General features: G+C 63.4%; 29 protein-coding genes. 12 read left to right on the plus strand and 17 right to left on the minus strand.

All coding sequences use genetic code 11. The features are described 5' to 3' along the window. Window positions 1-22: 22 nt before the first annotated feature. The 7 genes from SOM61_RS08485 to SOM61_RS08515 all read right to left on the minus strand — a co-directional run bounded on the left by SOM61_RS08485 (window position 23) and on the right by SOM61_RS08515 (window position 6759). Window positions 23-970, minus strand: a complete 948-nt coding sequence (locus tag SOM61_RS08485) for a DUF5309 domain-containing protein (protein ID WP_320473671.1) — start codon at window positions 968-970, stop codon at window positions 23-25. Window positions 971-979: 9 nt separating this feature from the next. Then, window positions 980-1924 (minus strand): hypothetical protein, encoded by a 945-nt coding sequence (locus SOM61_RS08490; RefSeq protein ID WP_320473672.1) that lies wholly within the window; start codon window positions 1922-1924, stop codon window positions 980-982. Window positions 1925-2035: 111 nt separating this feature from the next. Next, window positions 2036-2473, minus strand: a complete 438-nt coding sequence (locus SOM61_RS08495) for a hypothetical protein (RefSeq protein WP_320473673.1) — start codon at window positions 2471-2473, stop codon at window positions 2036-2038. Next, window positions 2463-2768 (minus strand): hypothetical protein, encoded by a 306-nt coding sequence (locus SOM61_RS08500; RefSeq protein WP_320473674.1) that lies wholly within the window; start codon window positions 2766-2768, stop codon window positions 2463-2465. Before SOM61_RS08500 ends, SOM61_RS08495 begins: the two co-directional genes overlap by 11 nt. Continuing rightward, window positions 2761-4878, minus strand: coding sequence for a portal protein (locus SOM61_RS08505; protein ID WP_320473675.1), 2118 nt, complete (start codon window positions 4876-4878; stop codon window positions 2761-2763). The genes SOM61_RS08500 and SOM61_RS08505 overlap by 8 nt, the downstream gene beginning before the upstream one ends. After that, on the minus strand, window positions 4878-6329 hold the full coding sequence (locus SOM61_RS08510) for a phage terminase large subunit family protein (RefSeq protein ID WP_320473676.1): 1452 nt from the start codon (window positions 6327-6329) through the stop codon (window positions 4878-4880). Before SOM61_RS08510 ends, SOM61_RS08505 begins: the two co-directional genes overlap by 1 nt. Further along, window positions 6319-6759: a terminase small subunit-like protein gene (locus tag SOM61_RS08515; RefSeq protein WP_320473677.1), complete on the minus strand. Its 441-nt coding sequence runs from the start codon at window positions 6757-6759 to the stop codon at window positions 6319-6321. The genes SOM61_RS08510 and SOM61_RS08515 overlap by 11 nt, the downstream gene beginning before the upstream one ends. 146 nt (window positions 6760-6905) lie before the next feature. On the opposite strand from SOM61_RS08515, the gene SOM61_RS08520 reads away from it, so the two are divergent. Beyond that, window positions 6906-7160, plus strand: coding sequence for a type II toxin-antitoxin system RelE family toxin (locus tag SOM61_RS08520; RefSeq protein ID WP_320473678.1), 255 nt, complete (start codon window positions 6906-6908; stop codon window positions 7158-7160). Next, window positions 7144-7470: a helix-turn-helix domain-containing protein gene (locus SOM61_RS08525; RefSeq protein ID WP_320473679.1), complete on the plus strand. Its 327-nt coding sequence runs from the start codon at window positions 7144-7146 to the stop codon at window positions 7468-7470. Before SOM61_RS08520 ends, SOM61_RS08525 begins: the two co-directional genes overlap by 17 nt. 495 nt (window positions 7471-7965) lie before the next feature. Here SOM61_RS08525 and SOM61_RS08530 read toward each other — a convergent pair whose 3' ends face one another. The 9 genes from SOM61_RS08530 to SOM61_RS08570 form a co-directional block, all read right to left on the minus strand. Beyond that, window positions 7966-8622 carry an NYN domain-containing protein gene (locus tag SOM61_RS08530; protein WP_320473680.1) on the minus strand — a complete coding sequence of 219 codons (657 nt, stop codon included), beginning with the start codon at window positions 8620-8622 and terminating at the stop codon, window positions 7966-7968. A 68-nt stretch (window positions 8623-8690) separates the two neighbouring features. Further along, entirely contained in the window at window positions 8691-9062 is a 372-nt protein-coding gene (locus tag SOM61_RS08535; protein WP_320473681.1) for a hypothetical protein, read from the minus strand. Beyond that, on the minus strand, window positions 9059-9547 hold the full coding sequence (locus SOM61_RS08540) for a hypothetical protein (protein ID WP_320473682.1): 489 nt from the start codon (window positions 9545-9547) through the stop codon (window positions 9059-9061). The genes SOM61_RS08535 and SOM61_RS08540 overlap by 4 nt, the downstream gene beginning before the upstream one ends. Further along, window positions 9544-9834, minus strand: a complete 291-nt coding sequence (locus SOM61_RS08545; protein WP_320473683.1) for a hypothetical protein — start codon at window positions 9832-9834, stop codon at window positions 9544-9546. The genes SOM61_RS08540 and SOM61_RS08545 overlap by 4 nt, the downstream gene beginning before the upstream one ends. Window positions 9835-9882: 48 nt before the next feature. After that, the gene (locus SOM61_RS08550; RefSeq protein WP_320473684.1) at window positions 9883-10584 is read right to left on the minus strand and encodes a hypothetical protein; all 702 of its coding nucleotides are present in this window, start codon (window positions 10582-10584) and stop codon (window positions 9883-9885) included. Continuing rightward, entirely contained in the window at window positions 10538-11578 is a 1041-nt protein-coding gene (locus tag SOM61_RS08555; RefSeq protein WP_320473685.1) for a DUF1376 domain-containing protein, read from the minus strand. Before SOM61_RS08555 ends, SOM61_RS08550 begins: the two co-directional genes overlap by 47 nt. Continuing rightward, entirely contained in the window at window positions 11575-11760 is a 186-nt protein-coding gene (locus SOM61_RS08560) for a hypothetical protein (RefSeq protein WP_320473686.1), read from the minus strand. Before SOM61_RS08560 ends, SOM61_RS08555 begins: the two co-directional genes overlap by 4 nt. Beyond that, a complete protein-coding gene (locus tag SOM61_RS08565; RefSeq protein WP_320473687.1) occupies window positions 11757-11936 on the minus strand; it encodes a hypothetical protein in 180 nt (59 codons plus the stop codon). Before SOM61_RS08565 ends, SOM61_RS08560 begins: the two co-directional genes overlap by 4 nt. A 45-nt stretch (window positions 11937-11981) precedes the next feature. Further along, window positions 11982-12239 (minus strand): hypothetical protein, encoded by a 258-nt coding sequence (locus SOM61_RS08570; RefSeq protein ID WP_320473688.1) that lies wholly within the window; start codon window positions 12237-12239, stop codon window positions 11982-11984. A 118-nt stretch (window positions 12240-12357) separates the two neighbouring features. Here SOM61_RS08570 and SOM61_RS08575 point away from each other — a divergent pair, with 118 nt between their 5' ends. After that, window positions 12358-12543 (plus strand): hypothetical protein, encoded by a 186-nt coding sequence (locus tag SOM61_RS08575; RefSeq protein ID WP_320473689.1) that lies wholly within the window; start codon window positions 12358-12360, stop codon window positions 12541-12543. Between the two features lie 200 nt (window positions 12544-12743). Here SOM61_RS08575 and SOM61_RS08580 read toward each other — a convergent pair whose 3' ends face one another. Then, a complete protein-coding gene (locus tag SOM61_RS08580) occupies window positions 12744-12992 on the minus strand; it encodes a transcriptional regulator (RefSeq protein ID WP_320473690.1) in 249 nt (82 codons plus the stop codon). A 72-nt stretch (window positions 12993-13064) separates the two neighbouring features. Between SOM61_RS08580 and SOM61_RS08585 the strand changes: the two genes are divergently transcribed. The 9 genes from SOM61_RS08585 to SOM61_RS08625 all read left to right on the plus strand — a co-directional run bounded on the left by SOM61_RS08585 (window position 13065) and on the right by SOM61_RS08625 (window position 19112). Beyond that, window positions 13065-13739 carry a S24 family peptidase gene (locus SOM61_RS08585; protein ID WP_320473691.1) on the plus strand — a complete coding sequence of 225 codons (675 nt, stop codon included), beginning with the start codon at window positions 13065-13067 and terminating at the stop codon, window positions 13737-13739. 12 nt (window positions 13740-13751) lie between these two features. Further along, complete coding sequence (locus SOM61_RS08590; protein ID WP_320473692.1) at window positions 13752-14351, plus strand: hypothetical protein; 600 nt, start codon at window positions 13752-13754, stop codon at window positions 14349-14351. A 146-nt stretch (window positions 14352-14497) separates the two neighbouring features. Then, on the plus strand, window positions 14498-14842 hold the full coding sequence (locus SOM61_RS08595; RefSeq protein WP_320473693.1) for a hypothetical protein: 345 nt from the start codon (window positions 14498-14500) through the stop codon (window positions 14840-14842). A gap of 147 nt (window positions 14843-14989) precedes the next feature. Beyond that, a complete protein-coding gene (locus tag SOM61_RS08600) occupies window positions 14990-15229 on the plus strand; it encodes a hypothetical protein (RefSeq protein WP_320473694.1) in 240 nt (79 codons plus the stop codon). Between the two features lie 119 nt (window positions 15230-15348). Further along, the gene (locus tag SOM61_RS08605; RefSeq protein ID WP_320473695.1) at window positions 15349-16344 is read left to right on the plus strand and encodes a recombinase RecT; all 996 of its coding nucleotides are present in this window, start codon (window positions 15349-15351) and stop codon (window positions 16342-16344) included. 28 nt (window positions 16345-16372) lie between these two features. Next, window positions 16373-18046, plus strand: a complete 1674-nt coding sequence (locus SOM61_RS08610; protein ID WP_320473696.1) for a YqaJ viral recombinase family protein — start codon at window positions 16373-16375, stop codon at window positions 18044-18046. Window positions 18047-18075: 29 nt separating this feature from the next. Then, window positions 18076-18339 carry a KTSC domain-containing protein gene (locus tag SOM61_RS08615; RefSeq protein ID WP_320473697.1) on the plus strand — a complete coding sequence of 88 codons (264 nt, stop codon included), beginning with the start codon at window positions 18076-18078 and terminating at the stop codon, window positions 18337-18339. A gap of 2 nt (window positions 18340-18341) precedes the next feature. After that, window positions 18342-18584, plus strand: a complete 243-nt coding sequence (locus tag SOM61_RS08620; RefSeq protein ID WP_320473698.1) for a hypothetical protein — start codon at window positions 18342-18344, stop codon at window positions 18582-18584. 3 nt (window positions 18585-18587) lie between these two features. Beyond that, window positions 18588-19112 carry a hypothetical protein gene (locus tag SOM61_RS08625; RefSeq protein ID WP_320473699.1) on the plus strand — a complete coding sequence of 175 codons (525 nt, stop codon included), beginning with the start codon at window positions 18588-18590 and terminating at the stop codon, window positions 19110-19112. Window positions 19113-19114: the final 2 nt, after the last annotated feature.

Here is a 19114-nt window from a genome sequence, read left to right on the forward strand (position 1 = left end):
CGTTGAAGGTTACAGGTGGTGATCAGGCAGCCGGAACGATCAGATCGCGGATCGCACCGTTGGCCGCTTCCTGCTTGCTTTCCAGCGTCCATTCGGTGTTGATCATGCGCTTCTTGCTGTCGCCGGTCTCGGCCAGATCCTTGCCTTTCATTGGGCGCAGGGTCAGCAGGCGCCAGCGGCCCGGCTCGATCAGGAACAACTCACGGTCACGCTGGTGGCGGCTGTTGATGATCGAGTAGCGGCCGAAGTCGCCGACATAGACTTCGACGGTCGCATTGAGCGTCTTGTCTTCGGTCTTGTCGAACTTGGTGGCGCCGCCGGTGAAGCCCGAAACCACCGAACGCTGCGAGCCCGGGACGAACAGCAGGGTAGGGTTGCCGCCCTGGGTCCAGCACTTCTGGGCGACGGACTTCAGCATCGCTTCGCTCAGCGCAACCTGGGTGCCGTCGGTCGGCGCCGTGTTGTTCTTGGCGTTCGGGTCGACGCCAGTCGCGCCCTTGACGGTATTGGTGCCGATCCAGCCCAGCACGCCACGCGCCTGTGGCGCCACGCCAGCAGCAGCCGGGATCGCGGTCGTGTTCTGCAGGGCCGCAAATTCGACGTCGCGCTTGAGCTCTACCATCTTCTTCGCGTCCTGATAGGCGATTTCCGACTTGCGGCCCGCCTTCGACACCGCTTCCTGGGTACCGGTGACAGCGTAGGTGTCGTCCGAGATCTGGGTGCGGTTGCCGACGCGGTCGGTTGGGGTGATCGCACCCGGCGCGCCTTCGTTGCCCTGTTCCTTGCGGTTGTTGCCGGCGGCGCGCAGCGAGTCGGTCTGCCATTCTTCGTAGACGGCGGTGGCCTTGCCCTTGCCGATCGAGGAGATGAATGGCGTCTCCTCCGGGCTGATGTTGTAGATCTCGTCGGCCAGCGATTCACGCAGGCCGTTCGAGCTGAAGGTTGCTACCGAGTTTGCCAATTGGGGCATGATTTTTCCTTAAATCGTGTGTTGAAGGAGAGCCGCGAAATTGTCGAGCGACTTGTTCTTTGCGAACTTCTTGAGGTTGATCTCGACGCCAGTCGTCGTGGCCGTCGAGGATTGCTTGGCCGGCTTCACCGGCGCAGCCTTTACCTTGTTGACCGCGCCTGGTGCCTTCGCCTGCAGCGTCTTGTGCTGCATGGCGTCGTGCACCAGGCGGACGAAGCGTGGGTCGGTGATGCGACCCAGTTCCTGATCCGTGAAGCCGTAATCCCGTGCCGTAGTGCTCAGCTTGCCGAGCATCTCCTGGTTGAAGCCCGGGATCGAGGTCTGCAGGTCGGACAGCATGCGCTGCTGGGCTTGCTGGAACTGCTGTTGCTGCTGCGCCTGCTGCTGGTTCTGCGCCTGCTCGACGCGGCCGGCGATGCCGGTGCGCTGCTCGCGCAGGGTTTGCAGGTGCGTCACGACGTCGACATAGCCGGCCGGGTCGCTGTTGCGGTCGATCGTGGGGATCGCCTGCTCGAGCGCTGCGATCTGCGCGTTGACGGCATGCAGGTGCCCAAGATCCTTGGCGAAGGTCTCGGCCACCTGGTACTGCTGCTGGATGTGCTGGACCGTTTGCTCCCGCTCCTGCGCGAAGGTCTGCGTCTTGTGGCGGTAATCCTGCTCGCGCATGTAGCCGAGCTTCATCTCGGCGACGGGAACCTCGAATTTCTCACCGCTCGCGGTTTCCCAGCTCACAACGGTGTCGTCCAGCGATTCCGGCGCGGCCGGTTGATCGCCTTCACCCTCGACGGGTTGCTGCTGGTCGCCTTCCTGCTCGAGCTGGCCATCAGGTTCGTCGTTTTGCGCCTCCGCATCGGGTTGGGCGTTGTCGGGATCCTGGTGGTCCTGCGAATCGTCCGCCTCGAGGGCCGCCGCGAGCTGGTCGACGCTGGTGATGCTTTCTTGATCTACTGCCATTGCTCATCCTTCCAAAGGAATGTGACTCCCAAACAAAAGCCCGCGCGGGGCGGGCCTTGGGTTGGTCTTTTCTCGGGTCGCGCTCATGGGCGCGCGACATGCCCGGGTGGTTCAGTGCGTGCTGCCGTCGCTGTACGTGGCCGCCAGCTCGCCGGTGGTGATGGGGAAGCCCGAGTAGACGCCGGCGTGGTGCCGCGGCTTCGCGCCCGGATGGCTGATCGCGGTCACGACCAGGTCGACCGCCTGCGCAGCGCGTTCGTGGCTGGTGATGAAGTCGTCCAGATCGGGCACTGGCTCATCCGGCGCCGGCGGGGCGGTTTCCGGTTTCTCCACCTCGACCGGAGAGGCTTCAGCGGGCAGCTCGAGCTGCTCCGTTGCAGTTTCGGGCGGGCTCGTTGCATCCGGAGGGCCGGAATTTGCATCGTCAGCCTGTGGCGGTGCTGCCTGGTCGTCCGCAGGCGGCGTGGCCGCGGCTTCGATGATGGCTGGCGCGGCCGGCGCCGGCGCGGCGGATTTCGGTGCTGCTGCAGCGGTCTTTTTAGCTGCCATGGATGCGCTCCTTTACGCGGGTCATGATGGATTTACGTTCCTTTTCGGCGCGCAGCTCGGCGCTGGCCAGCTGCCCCTCCTGCAGAACGATTTCGAGCACGGATTCGAAGCGGCGCTTCGCTTGGAGCAGGCGATGCAGGTGCTCGCGGCCCTCGACGTCGCGCAGCGGCACCTCTTTCCACGCCTCGGTGATGCCGTCCTCGATCGTTTTCAGCGCCTCGACCACCATCGGATCGGTCATGATCCGCTTGGCCGCCTCGGCGCGGTTGATTGCTGCGTACTGCTCGTCATTCATGGAAAGCTCCTGGTGCGGCTTGCGCCGCCGCTGGTGGCGCCGCCCGGGTCGCGGCCTCGATGTCTTTGCGGTCCTGCTCACGCTGGGCGACGACCTCTTTCAGGGCCAGCTCGCGCTCCTTGATCTGCAGCTCGATGCCCTTGATCTGCAGGTCGAGCTGCCGCATCTCCTTGTCCGCCGCGATCTTTTCGCGTTGGCCCTGCAGCTTTATCTCCTCGGCCTTCACCTGGGCGTCGGCGAGGATCTGCTCGGGCATCGGCGGCGGCGGCCCGGGCGGCGGGGCCTGCACCTTGCTCGGGTCGTTGAAGAACTGGTCGATGCCCTTGATATTCATCGCCTTGAGTAGCGCGCGATAGGCGTTGTACAGCTTCATCGGGTCGAACATCGGCGAGTTGGTCGCCTGCAGCTGCTTCTGCTCGTTGATGACCATCTGCAGGTTCATCACGGTCTCGGCCTTGTCGCCGGTGCCGAGACCCACGTTCACCGTCGCGTCCATCTCGTCCGACCAGGTGCGCGGGTCGAAGGTCACCCAGGCGCCGCGCATGCGGATGGTGGCCGCCTTGTCCTGGTGCTTGCACACCAGCTTGAGCAGCAGCTTGAACAGGTCCTTGACGCCGGTCTCGGCCATGATCCGGGCGATCATCAGCAGGCGCTGCTGGCTTGCCGACATGATCTTCGTCACACCAGTGGCGGTCTTGTTCAGGCTGTCCGCCTCGAGGCCCTGGTTGTACCGGGTGATGCCGGTCCGGATCTCGCGGCGGGTGTCCATGAACTCGATGCCTTGCAGCGCCGGCGCGGCCACCACATTGGTGACCAGGGGCGACAGTGCTTCCATCATCGGCCGCTTGCCGCGCACGATGCCGCCGATCCGGTTATCCAGCAGGTCGGCCAGGTTCACGCCAGCGTCGACGTTGACGTAGGTGCGCGGGTTGTTGGCCAGGTACAGCGAATCTAGGTACTGGCGCGTTAGGGCGGTGTTGGTCGCCTGGATGGGCGCCGTCACATCGGCCAGCGCCAGGCCATGCACGCGGTGCGGGATCGGGATCGGCGTGATCAGGCAGTAGTCGTGCCCGTCGGCCTCCTCGTTCTTCAGCGTCATGTTGGCGCCGCGCAGCACGTACCGCCATTCGACGATGCCGTCGCCGTCGTGATCGCACTGGATGTAGCCCTCGAACAGGGTGACCTCTTCCATGGCCTTGTCGAAGGTCTGGTGGTCGTCCAGAATTTCAGTCTCGTCGTCCGACAGCGACTTGAGCGACTCAGCGCCGTCGACGTGCGCGTTCATGTCGTAGCTCTGGACAGCGAACGCCTTGGCCTTCGGGATACCCATCTCGACTAGGTCGGAGCGGCGCAGCACGGCGTAATTGCCGACCAGCGGCGCGTCGTAGATCGAGCAGGCGCGGCGCGACACCAGGAAGGTTTCCGGCCGCACGTTGCGAATCTGGACCTTCCCCTTCTTGCGGGTGACCTTGAGGTCGACGTCGTACAGCATCCGTGGCGGCTGGGCCAGCTGCGCCTGCACCTGGGCGGCAGCTTCCGGCGCCATGGCCATGAGGCCGGCCGCCAGCTGCTCGCGCTGTGCCAGGTCTTCCGGATCCGGATACTCCAGCTGCTCGAGCACGTCGATGCCCTCGGCTTCCATGAGCATGGCCAGCTGCATCTGGTCCAGACCGGTGTACGCCTCGCGAGTCACCTTATCGGCGTCGTTCCAGAACGCCCGCACCACGCCGGCCTTGGCCAGCAGCGCGTCCTTGAACCAGGTGTTGAAAATCAGGAATCCCGGGTTCTGCTTCTTGACGATGTGGTTGATGTAGTCGGTCGCCTGGGCGGCGAACTGCTCGTCCTCGACGCCGACCGGCTCGAACTCGCCGATGTTGTCGCCCGACAGGAAGATGTCCAGTAGCGAAGGCAGGGCGCTCTCGACCACTTCGAACACGTCCCAGCTCACCACCTGGGAGCGGCCCTCGACTTCTTTGCCGTCCGGCAGGCCCAGGTAGTTCGCATAGTTGCGCTCCCGGTCCGGGTTGATGGCGTGGTTTTGCCAGGTGGTGGCCTGCTCGATTTCGTGGTCGAGCAGCTTGTCGAACGTTTCGGCATTGATCTTAGCCATTACACAATTCCAATCGATTTGTAGGGCAGGTCGCCCTCCCAGGCCTTGCGGCCGATGTCACCGTAGGCGATCGCGTGGCGCCGCATCATGTAGGCGTAGCGCACGGCGTCCAGGATGTCGTCGCGCTTCTTCACGATCTTGCCCTTCGGGTCGCGGTGGTACTGCAGGATCTCGTCGAACAGGTCGCGCAGGCCGGCGAACACCTTGAAGCGACCGGACAGCATCAGGTCGCGGATCTCGAACAGGCCGGCCTCGACGCCGCTGCCGCCGTCTTCCCAGCTGGCCTGGTCCGCCAACATCTGGAAGCCGGCCTCTTCGTAGTACGACTTCTGCTGCAGCGCGCTTCCCTTCTCGGTCTGCAGGCCGTCGGCCGGCCAGGCAGTGGGCACCGTGGCGGCCCAGCCCTTGACCGCGCCCCAGGCCTCGATCGGCTTGGTCTTTTCCTTCTTCCAGGCCTTCGTGACGTAGAACATGTCGCCCTCGGGATCGAACACCAGCTGCGCGTGCGCCTGCGGGTGGTCCCAGCCAAAGTCCATGCCATCGATGACGCGGAAGTGCCGCGGGATGTCGAATGGCTGGCAGGTGATGTCGTCCTCGGCGAGGTCGTAGATTCGTCCATGCCCCAACATCGGGACTCCTTTCGTGCGCATGTCGCGCTGGTGAGCGGGGTAGCTGGCCAACAGGCCTTCTTTCGCCTGAGTGCTCAAGTGCGGCGCGTCGTCCCAGCCCTTTTGCATGTATTTCTGGACCGGCGACGGGTTGTCCATGAACTGGATCACCAGGCTGGTACGGCCGTTCTCCGGGGTGAAGGTCAGGATGCCGCGGCCGCCGCGCTGCTGGTCCCCGGTGGCGGTTCGCGTCAGCACCTGGGGGAAAATCTCGTCGTCCTTCGGCTCCTCGTCGATGTGGAACCAGTCGACGCTGTCGCCCATCAGGGCGTGCTGGCCCTGCGAGTACGACCAAAACTGGATCACCGCATCGCTGGCCTGGACGTCGCCGCCGCCGATCTGGCGGACGTAGACGGTGCGCAGCGCGTTCGGCGTGCCCGCCATCGACTCGTAGTCCTTGATGTGCTCGGGCGGGATCAGGCCGCCGCCGAACGAGCTGCCGTCCTTCCTGCCCAGGATCGGCTCCTGCAGCAGGTCGCGCGTCTTCTCGCCCGAGTAGCCCAAGCACCAGATCAGCGGTGCATGACTGAAGGTGTGGCCCTCCCAGTCGTCCGGGTAGTCGCCCAGGGCGTGCACGGCATCGATGTAGGTGCCGGTGAAGGTCTTGCCGATCCGGTTGGCCGCGATCAGGCAGACCTGCGAGTAGTCGGCCGTGTTGGCGATGAACTCGCGCTGCCAGGCGTACAGCTTGGCGTACATGCGGCGGTAGCGGTAGACCTGGGCGCGGCGCGCGCGCTCCTGGAGCATGGCCAGCAGCAGCTCCTGCTCGGCTCTACTCGCCATCGCTCTCGGCTCCGGACAGTTCGGCGATCCTGGCGGCCAGTTGCTCATCGGTCAGCTTGGAGACCTTGTGCTCCACCGCGCCGCCGCCTTCGCCGGTGAGCTGCAGCTGCCGGCCGTACTTGCGCGGCTTCATCTTCTGGGCAGCCTCGACGCGGGCGTAGATCTGCAGCTTGGCCTTGGCCACCGCCGTCTTCGTGCCGCGCGCACTGTCGGCGATCTCGACGATCTCGTCGATGAAGGTGTCCGCCTGCTCGTCCTTAGCCAGCTCGTACAGCTTGCGGAATTCTTCGTTGTCGGCCAGCCAGCGGAACACGGTGGCCTTGCTGGGCATGCCCGGCATCTTGCAGATGGCCCGGATGCTCTTGTCGCCCTCCGCGACTGCGGCGCAGAACTGAGCGGCCAGCTTGTGCTTGTAGGTGGTCGCGGTCATGGTATTCGGTAAAAAAATGGCCCGGCAGCGTGGTGCTGGCCGGGCCGGAAGCTCCGCCGAAGCGAAGAGAGGAGACACGTGAAACAAAGGCTATTTCTTTATAGCTTTTACTTGCCAAAAGCTATAAAAGGGCTATAATACAACCCATGAACTCGATCAACTGGACCCCGAAAGCAGCCAAGCAGCTCCGCAAGCTGGACAAGCAGGCACAAAGCCCGATCCGCGACGCGGTGACGAAGCTGGCGACCATGCCGAACTGCCAGAACGTCAAATCCCTGACCAACCACTCAAGCGGCTACCGCCTCCGAGTCGGAAACTACAGGGTGCTGTTCGACTGGGACGGGGAAATCAAAATCGTCGCAATCAACGAAGTGAGCAAACGAGATGAACGCACCTACTAACATCCAAGTCATCAACGGGCCGGACGGGAAACCGGCCTTTGTAGTCATCCCTTTCGAGGAGTACCAGAAGACCCACGCGGCGGAACGTAACCTGATCCCGCACGAGGTCGTGAGCGCCACGGTCGACGGGGCCACGCCGGTACGCGCCTGGCGTGAGCACCTGAAGCTGACTCAGGCCGAGGTCGCGGCCCGCATCGGCATTTCGCAGCCGTCGTACGCCAAGCAGGAAGCGAGCGATTCGCTGCGCCGTCCGACCATTGGCAAGATCGCCAAGGCGCTTGGGATCTCGGTCGAACAGCTCGAGTTCTGATCCGCGCTGGCCAGTGCGGCGCGCGTGCGCTCGAGCTGGAGCAGGACCAGCAGCCAGCGGCGCTCGTCGGAGAGGGACAGCTGGAAGGGCATGATTGCTCCAGGTAGGAATAGGGGCCGGTTACAGCGTCCGGCGCCGGCAGCTCGGGTATCGCGCCGGCTGTCTGGCCAACGCCAGGTCATGCTTACGTCGTCGTGGGTGCCGTCTTCGAAGTCTTGCCGGGCAGGGGCTCCGGCACTCCTCGGGCAAGTGTGTCCCCGTGCGCGTTTCGTCGCGCTCTACGCTGCCGGCGCGCGGCAGAACGGCCGATCATGGCTTACTTGTGCATATGGCCCTCGCTGGTCGTGATCGGAAAGCAAAAAGCCCCGCGTCATCACTGACTGCGGGGCTTCGTTTTTCGTCCGTTCACGCCGCGGGCTCCCTTTGGGACCCGGCCGCGTCGTGATTGACGGAAATAAGTTGTGACCGGGAATGTATCGCGAAAATTTCCTGTTGTCAATCGAGCGGCTTAAGTGATGATCCAGTTGGAGCATTAATTGCCTCAGCGTCGAGCACTAGCTTCGCGTTGTCCACCTCTGCGTCGGTCACGAAGAACGCGTCATCAAGCAATAAAAACTCGTCAACCAGATACTTCAGTTCGGGGTTTAGGCCAGACGATACAGCTCCGAGATAAGCCTCCTTCCCGGAATGCACTACCTCTTCAATCAGTTGAGCGAAATCACCATCGCCTGAACAGATCCAGATTGTCTCTGCATGATCCCGATAACACGCTCTCATCACATCAACGGCAATGGCAATGTCACAGATGCTCTCCTTCCGTGATCTTGCACTCTTCTTGCGCACGAAAGGAATCATCTGGCCTCGCTTGCAATTTGCGGTGTCCTCAAGATCGCTCAGGTCGCACTCCCACATTGTGCCGGCAATTTGTTCGCGGACCGACTTGACCTTATCGTCATCGCCGACCACGCTGGTATAGTACGCAAGACGTTTTATATGCCAATAATGCTTTTTCAGAATCCGTGGATTCCACACAAAACAGTCTTTAATATGGATATTGTCGGGGCGCGGGATTCGGCCTGCGGCCACCATTTCTTGATACCGGCACACGAGGTTCTCACCGTCGACGAAGATAAGCGTTTTATTTATGGACACGTTTCCCTCTGATTTACTTTGGACGTGGCTATCTTACATGATTCGATTATCTTTTTATCCCTCGTTTATCACTTCATTGCGGTTATAAGTTCGATCGCAGCCTGCGCATCGCGGAACAGTCTAACAAACTCGGTAGCCGGGTGACGCGGTATCGATAGCTTCCGGCACACCACCTCTGGCCGGGCCTGGTCGATGTAGCACCACCACAACAGCAGCCGGTCGAAGGTCTTCAGTTTCCGCATACCCAGCTCGAGCAGCAGCGCATCATCCTCATCGATCTTGCGGCGCTCGTCGCTGCCGCCGGCGCTGCCCAGCTCGGCCTTGCGCAGGCGCTCGCAGATGGCGCCGGTCTGGCTGCTAGCCGATGGCGCGCCAGTGGCGGTGGCCCAGCGTGCCCAGTTCTCCAGGCGCGATCCAATGTCGCGGCGTTCCTCGGTCAAGCTGCCTCCTGCTCCACGGTTGCGGCCAGCGCCACGCCCTCGATGTGCTGGGCCAGCGCCAGAATGGCCAGCGCGTCGGCGTGGTTGTTGTCGACAGGCCGGAACCCCTTGGCGCGCGCCGCCTCGACCATGGCCGTCTTGTCCGCGTTGCCCTTCCCGGCCCAGTGCTTTTTGACCTGACCGACGCCGACCGGGCGCAGTGGCACGTTGTTGGCCGCGCACCACATCTCCAGGCATGCGAGGAAGCCGCCGTAGACGTGCGCGGCGAGTGTGCCGGCGTGCTGCTTCACGTCCTCGTAGTAGACCGCGTGGATCTCGCCGGACGCGCGCTGCTCGCCCAGGAAGGCGCGGAACTTGAGCCAGCGGTGGCCGGGCTTCTCCATGGCGAGTGGCGCGAACTTAGCGCTGCCGCCGTGCACGATGCCGTTGCGGTCGGTGCGGGCCCAGCCGGTGGTGGTGCCGATGTCGATGGCCAGGATGTTCATTCGGCGGCCTCGTAGGTGGCGGCGAAGATGTCGGCCTTGCACGTGTACAGCTCACCTTTCACGCCCTGGATGATCCAGTCGCCTTCCTCGGCGCGCATGATGCCTTCGAGCGTGAAGATCTCGCAGTAGGCCGGCTGCGTCGGGTCGCCCCACTTGCCAGTGTTGTGCAGGATGACGTCGTTGCGCGTCACTGCGTCGTGGAACCAGTCGGGCTGGCCGACCTGGCCGTTGTTCCGGCGCTGGAACTGGAAGGCTTCGATGACGATGGGCTTCTTGCGGAATTTCATGGGTTGGTTCTCCTTGTCGTTGTGGTCGCGCTCGCGCGCGAAGTGGTCTCAGATGGCGCTTGCCTCGCTCGCCAACGCCAGGTGTGCGCATTGCACCTGGTACGGCAGCAGCGATTCCCCAGCCTGCTCACGCGCCACGAGACGCCGGGCCCAGCCCAGGTGGTCGTGATTCGGCCCCTTGTGGCTGACGCAGCGCACGGCATGCGCGATCGCGGCGCGGGCCTTCTCGGTGTTCGTGGTCGACTGGCCTGGGGCGGTCAGCTGCAGCATCGGCTTCGGGATCTCGTCCCATGCGCCCAAGGCGAGCTGCTTGTCGAGCGAAGCTTCCCAGCGCGCCTTGACGGCGCTGTACGGCTGCTGTTGCAGCTCACTGGCCATGGGCATGGCGGCCCAGTAGATCGCCGGGTGAGTCCACTTGCCGTGCTCGTTGGCGAAGCGGGCCTGCACGCCGGTCACGGCCTCGTAGTACGCGGCGACCTGGTCGACCCTGGGCCTGCACAGGCGCTTGAACTCGGGCAGGGTGGGTGGCCAGTCGCGCTGGCTGAGCGCGTCCAGGCCTCGCTTGAGCTCGTTGCTGCTGTAGCCGGAAAGCTCCTGCGCCCAGTAGGCGATGAGCTTGTCCATGTCGGCCTGTGCCCACTGGTCGGCGAAGCGCTTGCCGTACTCGAGCAACATCCGCTCGAACAGGCGCTCGACCCATGCCTCAGGCAGGGCGGTCGTTGATGTCGATGATGCGATGGTCGTCGTCATGGCTTGCTCCGTTGATGCGGTCGAGTAGGCGTTGCGTGTTGGCCTGGCCGGCTTGGCGTGTCGAGGTGCGCGGCGGGGCGGCGCCGCTGGCTTTCAGCTCGGCCGCGTCTTTGGCCCAGCGCTCAACGATCGAGAAGACGTAGGCCGGCGGGATGGCTTCGTCGGGCTTCGACTTCTTCGCGGCCTTGCAGGCGGCGTCGATCGTCTCGACGGTGATGCCCTGGTCAGCCAGTGCGATCAGGCGCAGGTCGCCCGGGCTCGAGTTGATGCCGAAGCGGCGCATGGCGATGCTGAGCGCACCCGGGGTGGTCGGCTCGGTACCGCGAATCTCGCGCAACTCGGGTCGAGCAGTCGTGGGGGGTGAGGGGGGTTGTTTACATTCTCCCTGTCCCTGTCCTTCTCCCTGTCCCTGTCCCTTAAGAGCTTTTTCCGGCGGATTTCCATCGTCGGTGTCTCTACTTCCGGCGGAATCCCCCGCACTTTCCGGCGGAATTCCTGCGGATTCCTGTGGAATTTCCGGCGGAATCGAGCCCGGTTCTGGCGGAAATGGCAACGGCGGCAGGCCGTCCTGATCGCGTTGCTTGTTGGATTTCCGAATGCGATCGCACTCTTTCTTCCATCCGTGGTGCAGCTTTGCGCGCCAGCTTTCCAGCGCCTTCTCCGCGACGACCGGGTGATACAGGCGGCCGTCTGCGCACTTCACCCAGCCGTGCAGGGCGCCGTCGCGCAGGCCGATCCATTCCTTGACCACGCGGCCATAGCCGGCGGCCTTGGCCAGGAAGCGATCGTCGTCGGGAAGGGATGCGGCCGGGACCTGGTGCCAGGCCGCGCTCCACAGAAGGACGGCGGCCCAGCAGGCCTCGGGGGATTCGTACGCGGCCATATCGCTGTCACGCAGGCGCGCGACGTCGAGCGGCATGAACGCGAAGTCCTGCAAGTTGCAGTCGGCGGGGGTGAGCGGCGCGGGCAGGGCGCCATTGACGGGCGACGTCATGGCGGCGAGACCTCGAGTTCGATACCCCAGGCCTCGGCCGCGCACCGATCCCACTCAGCCTGCCAGGCCTCGATCGCCGGCGAGTGCCAGTTGAAGCCGTGTTCGTCCCGGCCAGCGCCGCGGCTGAACGCGTCCCGGGCCTTCTCTTCGATCATCGCGATAGAAATGACCTGATCCATCATTCCCCCGCGTCGTCCACGACCTTGCGCAGCTGCTGGCGCGCGAGATACTCGGCCTGCTGCTTGCGGTGGTCCTGCTTGTTTGCGATCGCGTCCTTGTCGATCGCGCGCCAGGTGCGCGCCGTCAGGGTGATCTTGTCGTCCGCCGAATACTTCGACTTTTGTGCTTGCTGTGACATGTGCTCCTCGGTTATGTCAGGTGGTATTGCCAGGCGCCGTCGGCTTCAAAGACGCATGTGCAGACGGCCGCGTGCGGCGTAGTTCGAGCGGCCCGGCAGCAACATGGCCATGTTCTGGCCAGCGCCAGGTCTTCCGGCGGGCAGCTGGCGCGCCTTAGCATTCCGGTCGTCCAGCCAGCCGCGCGCGAGATCGCGCAGCTTCTTGCTCTGCGGGACGTCGTCGGCCTGGCACTGCTTGCTGAACTCGACGAACTCGTCCGCGTTCAGCAGCGTCTTCACTACGATGGTTCGGGGGGATTTCACTGGGGTTCTCCTTGGTGGGGTGGTACGGGGTGGGGTGCTTCTGGATTTCGGGGTGGGCGATTCCGATCGTGCTAGATTGTTATTCCCCAACAACAATTTCTTTTGAAAGGAATCACCCATGGCTCTTCAAGCAAATGCTGCTTACTACGCAGCTCTTGCGTTGGTCACGCAGGCTGTCGAAAGCGGCGTTATTAAGCTGCGCGGCGTCGAACGTCTCGACGACGCAGAAGCGCACGGCAAAGCCGACGCCGCCTACCTCATTGCACTGATCCGTGGTCTACAGGCGGAGCTGCCGGACGAGTAACCGTCTGCTCGTAAGCTGCCAGGCCGGATGCATAGGCCTGCGCAGCTTTCTCGGCCGTAGCTTTCATGTCACGGCCATCTCTCTGCGCCGCGAGTATTGCTTCTCGCAGCAGTTCATTCAGCGTTACATCCATGGTCATCTCCAGGTGCTGGTGGGAAGAGCCGGTCGGCAACAGGACCGGCGCAAAAAAACCGCAGCGGTCACTGCGGCTGAGGCTGGGAGGTGGGTAGCTCGGCCAGCTCGGGCCAGATCCGCTGCCAGTCGTCGGGGCGCAGGTGCTGGCGTGTCACGGCACCGCCGGTCTTCTGCCAGATTTCGACGCAGCGCTCAGGCGAAATGGGAGAAAGCCCCTTGGCCATCTGCGACAGGTAGGAAGGGGAGACGCCCAGGTCAGCAGCAAGAGCTGCCGCGCGTCCGCGTTCGGCTGAGATATAGGTTTTGAGGTCCATGCTGCGCAGTTTAGTAACTACTAAATCCAAAGTCAAGTGAACACTAATTTAGATTTCTCTAAACTCTTGCGAATGGACATCACAGAAATACGCAGGGAAAACTTGAGGCGCTGGGTTGCCGAGCACGGCACACCAGCGAAGGAGCGCAGCCTGTTCTCACAGCTCAAGGCCAATGGCTCGTTCGGTGAGCGGGTCGCTCGACGCCTTGAAACGGACTACAAGATGGGGGAGGGCTTCCTCGATAAGGAGCCCGGTACGCCCCTGGCCAAGGCGATGGAGCTGCTGCCTGGGGCGAGGCGCGTGCGTGCGGTCGATGAGCATGACCCAAGCCTTACGCAGATCATGAAGGTGACGCTCAAGGTCCAGGCGGGCATCACCGGCTTTACGGCGGATCTGGAACATCACGACGGCAGGACGATGGGCGTGCCCACTGAATGGGTGCGCAACGAAAGGTTCGTGGTATCCGACCTTATTGCGATCGTCGTGAAGGGCGAGAGTATGGAGCCATCCCTATTCGACGGAGATGTAATCGTTGTGAATACTGGTGACAAGAAGCTAGTCGACGGCGCAGTTTATGCGGTGAATTACGAGGGTGAGGTGGTTGTAAAGCGCATGATTCGCGATGCCGGTATGTGGTGGCTATCGTCCGATAATGCTGATCAGCGGAAATATCATCGCAAACTATGTAAGGGCGCCGAGTGTATCGTGATCGGTAGGGTGGTCAGAAAAGAAAGTACACACATTTAAATCGATCTCAGGATGAAAACATATCTCGCGCTTTTCTTGGCATTTGCTATTGCCCCAGCTTCCGCTCAGAGTGTCGTTCAAGCACTGATGGCGAACGTTACACCGGCGGTCAGCAGGGATGAAAAGGGTGTAAGCTCATGTGGACTTAACTTCGTCACAGGAGCAATGTCCATTGAGGATAAAGCGATCGTATATGATTTCAGTGTAAATATTTACAGCAGTGGGCACGGGATAATTAAAGCCGGAAGCCATTCAATGTTATTTTCCCCAAAGACCGGCTGGGATATGGCTGGTAAAAAAGCGCGGACGCCTGGGCCTAAGTTGGTCTGGCTCGCAAAGCGCGACGATAGCGTAGCAATTCGCCCTGAGAAATATATTAAGGCTGAGAGCGAAGGCTTTGTAATGGGTGGGGCAAGTCTGGAGAGCACCATTGAGCTGCTATTCGCAACCGCTGAAGGCGATCCGATGCAAGTCTCCATGGAATATGCGAGTGACCGGATCCATCGAGTAATGGGTTTCCAAGCAAAGATGACGCAGGATGATCGTCAAGCATTCGGCTCTTGCGTCGGCGGGCTGATGAAACGCATGGAAGCCGAGCTGACAAAGCAGTAACACGCAGGGAGGCCACCTGCCCGCAAGCGCGGGCTTTTTTTCGCCTGGAAGTTTAGTAAATGCTTGACATGCAGTTTAGTGCGTACTAAAGTTCACTCCATCGCAACCAAGCTCAGCACCCGCCGAGCAGTCGACTGGAGAGCCGCATGTCCTATCACGCCACCACCGAAGACCAGCGCAAGTCGCCGCTGATCGACCTCACCCGCCAGAAGTCGGCCGGCCTGCTGGCCGCCGTGTGCGCCGAGCAGCCGCAGGCCACGAAGCTGCTGGTCGACTTGCTCGGCGACTACTTCACCGACGAACACGCCGTTGTCACCCTCATCCGCGAATCGCTCGCCGGTACCAACAGCCTGCAGGGCGTCATAACCGACCTGATCTGGACCGAAGCCGAGCAGATGGCCGAGCGCGAGCTGGAAGCGCTCGAGCGCGAACAGCGCGCGCTGGCCGACGACGATCGCATTGCCCGCCACCTGGACGCTCAGGCGGCGTAGCCCGAACGTGCGGCGCGCCCCCATGAAGCGCGCCTTGCCTTGCCCGGGTCAGTGAACGGGACAGTGGGAACTGAACATGCCCTGGCAGCCGGGAAGACGGCACCAATACCGAAGCCGGCCGCGCCGGCGCCAACAAGGAGAGTAGGGATGACCGTTGCAACCGCCCGCATCGCCCGCGGCCCATACCGCGTCCTGCGCCGCCTGGCGCGCAAGCTGACCAAGCCGCTCCGCCTGGCCGTAATCCGTCACCAGCTGGCCCTGAGCGAGGGCAACGTGCGCCACCTCGAGCTGGCGCGCGTCGAGGCGGTCGCGATGCTGCAGGCCGAGCACATGCGCCAGGTGAAGCTGATGCAGCGCCGCCAGCAGATCGAGCAGGGCTTCGCATGATCCGCCATATCCGCACCCAGTACCGCCTGTCCCTGCTGGCCGGCTTCGGCCCGCGCAAGGCAATCACCCGCGCGCTGCGCACCTACGTTTTCGGTTTTTGACAAGAGAGGAATCACCCAATGAATCAAGTCGTCGCCAGCCCGGCCAAGAGCCTGAGCACTTTCCTGGACAAGTACAAGGGCCAGATCGCCAATGCGCTGCCGAAGCACATCAGCCCCGATCGCATGGTTCGCCTGACCATGACCGCGTTCAGCCAGAACGCCGCGCTGCAGCGGTGCGATCTGCATAGCATCTTCGGTTCGGTCGTCGTGGCCGCGCAGCTGGGCCTTGAGATCGGCGTTGGCGGCCAGGGCTACCTGGTCCCATACGGCAACAAGGCGACGTTCGTCCCGGGCTGGCAAGGGCTGGTCGACCTGGTGTCGCGCGCCGGCCGCGCCACGGTCTGGACCGGCGCCGTGTATCGCGGCGACGACTTTGACTGGGCGCTGGGCGACCGGCCGTACGTGAAGCATCGCCCGGGCGCCGGCGGCGACACCTGGCAGGACATCACGCACGTCTACGCCGTCGGCCGCGTCAACGGCAGCGAGTTCCCTGTGATCGAGGTGTGGACCATGGACCGCGTCGTGAAGCACCTGAATAAGTTCAATAAGGTCGGCGGTCGCCACTACGCGCTGGAGAAGAACGGCCAGAACATGGAGATGTACGCCCGCAAAGTGGTGCTGCTCCAGGTGCTTAAGTACATGCCGAAGTCGATCGAGGTGCAGCGCGCCGTCGACGTGGCCACCGCCGTGGACGCCGGTAAGAATTTCACCATCGATGCCGACATGGTCACGATCGACGATCGCGACGTCGACCAGGGCGACACCGGCGCGGGCGCGGCCGGCACCAGCACCACCAGCTCGAGCACGACCAGCGGTAGCGCGGGCCGCGCCGGCGGCGCCGACAAGCCGGTGTGCACTCCCGAGGAGTTCCAGGCAAAGACGGAGGAATGGCGCGGCCTGGTCACCTCCGGCAGGAAGACCGCCCCGCAGCTGATCGCCATGATCCAGACGCGTCAAACCCTCACCGAAGACCAGAAGCTGACGATCGACGCCTGGGCCCACGAGAACGACTGATCCACCCCATCACAACAAGGAGAACAACATGATGCAAATTCACGATCTCGAACAGGGCAGCACCGACTGGGACCTGTTCCGCCTGGAGCGCTTCGGCGCCAGCGAGGCGGCCGCCATGCTGGGTATCTCGACGCGCGTGCGCCGCACCGAGCTGTTGCACATGAAGCACACTGGCACGCCGAAGGAGTTCAGCGACTGGGTGCAAGCCAACATCCTGGACTACGGCCACCACGTGGAAGCGCTGGCGCGGCCGCTGGTCGAAGAACTGATCGGGACCGAGCTGTATCCGGTGACCTGTTCCCTGGGCCGCAAGTCGGCTTCGTGCGACGGCCTGACCATGGCCGGTGACGTGGCCTTCGAGCACAAGCAATGGAACCAGGCGCTGGCCGACGCCGTCGCCGCCGGCGAGCTGCCCGACGAGTACATGCCGCAATGCCAGCAGATCATGATGGTGACCGGCTGCAGCAAGGTGGTGTTCGTCTGTAGCGACGGCACGCTCGATAATTTCGTGCACATGGACGTGCTGCCGGATCCAGCCTGGCAGGACCGGATCGGCGCCGGCTGGGCCCAGTTCGAAAGGGACTTGGCGGCCTACGAGCCGACGACCTACGCACCGAAGCCAGAAGCCGACCCGATCATGGCGCTGCCGGCGCTGCGCATCGAGATCCGCGGCGAGGTGGCCACCACCAACCTGCCGACCTTCAAGGCGAAGGCCGAACGCTTCATCGCCAGCATCAAGACCGACCTGGTCACCGACGAGGACTTCGCCAACGCGGAAGCGACCGTGAAGTTCTGCGAGAAGGCCGAGGCCGACCTGGAGCAAGCGAAGCGCGCGGCGCTCGAGCAAACCGCCGACATCGCGGACCTGATGCGCACCATCGACCACATCGCCGAGCAACTGCGTGGCAAGCGCCTGACGCTGCAGAAGACCGTGAAGGACAAGAAGGAGCTGATCAAGGCCGGCATCCTGGGCAAGGCCAAGCAGGACTTCGCCGACCACGTCGCAGCGCTCGACAAGGAAATCGCGCCGCTGCGCCTGGTGTTCCAGGCCCGCGACTTCGCCGGCGTGATGAAGAACAAGCGCACGCTGGCCACGCTGCAGGACGCCGTCGACACCGAACTGGCCAACGGCAAGATCGCCGTCGACGCGATCGCCGCCGCCGTGCGCGCGCGCCTGGCCTGGTACCGCGAGCACGCGGCCGGCCACGAGTTCCTGTTCGCCGACCTGCAGACCGTGATCCAGAAGCCGGACGAGGATTTCCGCCTGGCGGTGAACACGCGCATCGAGAACCACAAGCGGCAGGAAGCCGAGAAGGCCGAGCGCCTGCGCCAGGAGCAGGAGGCGGCGCGCCAGCGCGCGGAGACCGCGGCACAGGCCCAGGCGGAGTTGGCCGCGAACGCGACAGCCGCCCAGGTCACCCACGTCAGCCCGACCATGCAGATCATCGAGGCGGCGCCAGTCACACCGATCGCGGCTGCGCGCCCGGCCGCCGCCGGCACCACGCCGGCAAGCCTGCGCCTGGGCCAGATCGCCGAGCGCCTGGGCTTCTCGCTCACCGCCGACTTCCTGGCCAGCTTGGGCTTCGCCGCCGCCGGCCGCGATCGCGCCGCGGTGCTGTACCACGAAGCCGACTTCCCGGCCATCTGCACCGCGCTGATCGGCCACATCACCAGCGTGCGCGGCGCCCGCGCTGCAGCGTAATCACCCACCACCAACGAAGGAGAAATCGCATGTCCACCACTAGCACCGTCCTGCACGGCATCACCGTGACCCCGGTCGAATCGTCGCGCATCGTCGCGATCGGCCACGCCCCTGAGTCGAACACGCTCGCCATCCAGTTCAAGCGCGGCGACGCCGCCGGCCCGGTCTACCACTACCAGAACGTCGACGCCGAGCAGTTCCAGCAGTTCCAGGGTGCGGAATCGATCGGCTCGCACTTCTACAAGCATATCAAGCCGTTCGCCGAGAAGTTCCCGTACCAGAAGATGGACTGACGATGCGGACGCAGCGCCTCTCCACCTGGTTGGCCCTGCGCTGCCGGGAGCCGCTGTTCCAGCGGTTCCTGCGCGTGCCGGACGAGCAAACGGCGGTTCACAGCGTGCGCGCCATCTGCGAGGTGAAGTCGCGCGGCGAGATCGACCGCAACCCCACGGCCGCGCAGCGCTTTCACGACTTTATCCGCAAGCCATTTCTGTTGTTTTGCCAAGACCCGAAGAACCACACCCCCCAGGAGCAATGACCGATGTTTTCGATTCCCTTCCTAAAGACTCAACTCGCCTCCGTAAATGCGCGCGCCGAGCTGCACGGCAAGGAGAAGAAGCCCGCCTTCGACCTCAAGCTGATCGCCGCGATGCCCAACGATGTGCTGTTCGACTTCCATCCGCTGCTGCGCACAATGCTCTACAAGCCAGCAGAGCAAGCAGATCAGGTGGATTTGGTGGATCAGGCGGACCCGGAGGCACTCACTGCGCTGCGCCTGCCGAAGCTGGGCAAACTGAAATGGGAATTTGAGGCCGAGGGCTACAGCCTGCGCATTGCCTACGGCATCGGCGGCAAGAGCGATATCAACCTGTCGGACTGCAAGGTGCACAAGGTGTCGTTTGTGTGCCAGGAGGGTGGCACGGTGTTGGTCGAATGCACGGTGATCGCCCATCCGGAAACGGCCATCGTCGGCCGCCTGTGCGAGATGATCCAGCAGACCGTGGAGATGGAACTGACGCCACCGGAGCCTGAAACACTGGGCCAGCTGTTCGGCGAGGCGGCCTGATC

It is taken from the genome of Massilia sp. CFBP9012, from assembly GCF_034045115.1.
Lineage (GTDB): Bacteria > Pseudomonadota > Gammaproteobacteria > Burkholderiales > Burkholderiaceae_D > Telluria.